General features: G+C 28.7%; 2 protein-coding genes and 1 pseudogene. All 3 read left to right on the top strand.

The window, feature by feature from the left end:
* Nucleotides 1-214 (top strand): annotated as a pseudogene (locus tag Q0370_RS11730) (hypothetical protein); the annotation flags it as partial.
* A gap of 81 nt (nt 215-295) precedes the next feature.
* Nucleotides 296-1,549, top strand: coding sequence for a glucose-1-phosphate adenylyltransferase (locus Q0370_RS11725; protein WP_299575951.1), 1,254 nt, complete (start codon nt 296-298; stop codon nt 1,547-1,549).
* 138 nt (nt 1,550-1,687) lie between these two features.
* Nucleotides 1,688-3,076: a glycogen synthase gene (locus tag Q0370_RS11720; protein WP_367270897.1), complete on the top strand. Its 1,389-nt coding sequence runs from the start codon at nt 1,688-1,690 to the stop codon at nt 3,074-3,076.
* Nucleotides 3,077-3,279: the final 203 nt, after the last annotated feature.

Genomic DNA, 3,279 nt, shown 5'->3' with positions numbered 1-3,279 from the left:
AAAAATTAATGATGATAATGAAAGAATTATAGTTTTAAAAAATAAAAAGAAGATAAAATGTGGAAATTTTTTTATAAATGGTGTAAAAAAAGAATTCTATACAGATTTATATTTTTTAATATTACATCATAAAGAAAAAGATAAAAATATTATTTTTGAAGAGCTTATTGAAAAACTTTTAGGAATTATCAAAATAAAAGAGATTAACTTGTAAATATTTATTTTAAAAATAATTTGATTTTTTAAAAAATGGGGGTATACTTTTAATGTAAAAAAAGAAGATGGAGGTATTTATATGAAAGTTTTAGCTATGATTTTAGCTGGTGGAAGAGGTTCAAGACTTGATATTCTATCAGAAAAAAGAGTTAAACCAAGTGTTCCTTTTGCTGGAAAATTCAGAATTATTGATTTTGCACTAAGTAACTGTTCAAATTCTGGTATTTACGATGTTGCATTGCTTACGCAATATTTGCCATTATCATTAAATGAACATATCGGATCCGGAAAACCATGGGATTTTGATAGAAGAGATACTGCAATTACAATGTTGCAGCCACATGAAAAACTTGGTGGAAATTCTTGGTATCAAGGAACTGCTGATGCAATTAGACAAAATATCGAATTTATTCAAAGTAAAAATCCTAAATATGTATTGATTTTATCTGGAGATCATATTTACAAAATGGATTACAGATGGATGTTAAAAGAACATGAAGAAAATGATGCCGAATTAACAATAGCTGTACAGCCAGTGCCTATTGAAGAGGCAAGTAGATTTGGTATTTTTGAAGTTGATCAAAATAAAAAAATCTTAAGCTTTGAAGAAAAACCTGCCGAACCCAAAAGTAACTTAGCATCAATGGGAATTTATATCTTCAATACAGATTCATTACTAGAATATCTTCAAAAATTAGAAAATCACGATTTAGACTTTGGAAATCATGTAATTCCTGCTATGATTCATGAAGAAAGAAAAGTCTATGTTCACACTTATGATAGCTACTGGAAAGATGTTGGAACTTACGATTCATACTTAGAGGCAAATTTGGATTTAATCAAAAAATCTGAAGAAGTTGGTATTAACTTGTATGATCAAGGATGGAAAATCTATACAAGAAGTGCAGATTTAGCACCAGTTAGAATTGGAGTTACAGGAAGTGTCCAAAATTCTTTAATCTGCAATGGATGTAAAATTGAAGGAAGTGTAGAAAATTCAGTATTAGGGCCAGGTGTTACAGTGCGTAAGGGAGCAACTATTAGAAACAGTATTATATTTTCTGGAACTTATGTAGATGAAAATTCTCATCTTGATACAGTTATTACTGATAAAAAAACATACATTGGTAAAAATTCATTCATTGGAAATGGAAATGCAAATATTCCTAACAAAGAACGTCCAGATTTACTATCTTCAGGAATTACAGTTATAGGAAAAGGAGTAATTATTCCTGATGGATCAATTGTCGGTAAAAATGTAAGAATTTTTTCTGGAGTTAAAATTGATGAAAATAATAGATTAATTGAAACTGGAGAAACTATAAAATGGTAATTTGGATTAATAAAATCTAATATAAAAATTTAAAATTCTAAAAAAATTCAAGTTATTAAGAGGTATGCACGACCTTTAAGTAGTGTTTCTTAGTAACTTGAATATTTTAAAATATTTTTAAGAATAGGAGTGATTAATTTGAAAATAGTATATTTAGCATCTGAAGTGGCTCCATTTTATAAATCTGGTGGGCTGGCTGATGTTTTAGGAGCATTGCCTAAAAAAATTCAGGAGCTTGGGCACGAAGTTTCTATAATAATGCCTAAATATGATGTAATACCATTAAAATATCTTGAAAAACTAGAATGGGTTGCAAGGCTTGAAAGTCACGGAGAGATATTTAATTTAGTAAGATATCCTGATGAAAAAATAAATTATTACTTTATTGAAAATAAAGCACTGTATGAACGAGGACATGTTTACGGGGATTTTGACGAAGATGTCCAATATGCCATGTTTTCAGAATTAGCACTTAGATTCTTAAAGGAAATTAACTTACAAGCGGATATTTTACATTGTAATGACTGGCAAACTGGTCCAGTTCCATATTTTTTAAATATTAGATATAACTCCGATCCATTTTATTGGGATATGCGAACTGTTTATTCAATTCATAATTTAATGTATCAAGGAAAATTTTCTAAGTATTCATTTGAAAGAATGGGATATTATATGGATGATAGACACGATTTGAATTTTATGGAAATTGGAATCACATATGGAGATGTAGTAAATACAGTAAGCCCTACTTATGCTGAAGAAATAAAATACGCTTATTTTGGAGAAGGTTTAGAATGGATTACAAACCAAAAATATATTCATGGTATTTTAAATGGAATAGACATTCAAGAATTCGATCCTGAGACAACAAAAGGAATAATCCATTTCAATAAAGATTCTTTAGACAAAAAGAAAGAAAATAAATATTTATTACAAGAAAAATTAGGATTGCCAAAATCAGATAACGCTTTAATTTCGATAGTTTCAAGACTTGTTGAAGGAAAAGGGCTAGACTTAGTATCAGCAACACTTGAAAACTTATTACAATATGATGCTGTGCAAGTAGTGATATTAGGAAGTGGAGATAAATTCTATGAAGACTATTACAATCATTTAGCACAAAAATATCCTAATAAATTTAAAGTCTACCTTGGATACAACGAACAGCTTGCTAACGAAATTTATGCAGGAAGTGACATATTTCTAATGCCATCACGATATGAGCCTTGCGGACTTAGCCAAATGATTGCAATGAGATTTGGAACTATTCCAATCGTAAGAGAAACAGGAGGATTAAAAGATTCTGTACAGCCTTATAATATTTTTACAGATGAAGGAAACGGTTTTTCATTCACAAACTTTAATGCAGATGATATGCTTTTCACAATAAAAATAGCGGAAGGAATTTATTACGATAAACCTGAAATTTGGAAAAAACTAATAAAAAGAAACATGGAACTTGATTTTTCTTGGGACAGATCAGCAAGAGAATATGAAAAACTTTACGAATTAGCTAAATCTTATTAATTTTTGTAAAATTAAATGGAGTGAACTAAAATGTTTAACTCCATTTTTTTGTACTTTTTACCATATATACTTCGAATTTCTTAAGTTTAGTTTATCAGACTTTTTTCTTCTCCATACTTAACAGGGAATTTAAATTTTAAAAAAATTCTTTAATCAATTAAAATATTAGAGCTGTATTTCGGATATGGGAACATCATATTCAG

Origin of the sequence: uncultured Leptotrichia sp., from assembly GCF_938036635.1 — a bacterium.
Lineage (GTDB): Bacteria > Fusobacteriota > Fusobacteriia > Fusobacteriales > Leptotrichiaceae > Leptotrichia > Leptotrichia hongkongensis.
The sequence above is the reverse complement of the archived record's forward strand: the minus strand, read 5'-3'. Positions and strand labels throughout refer to the sequence as shown.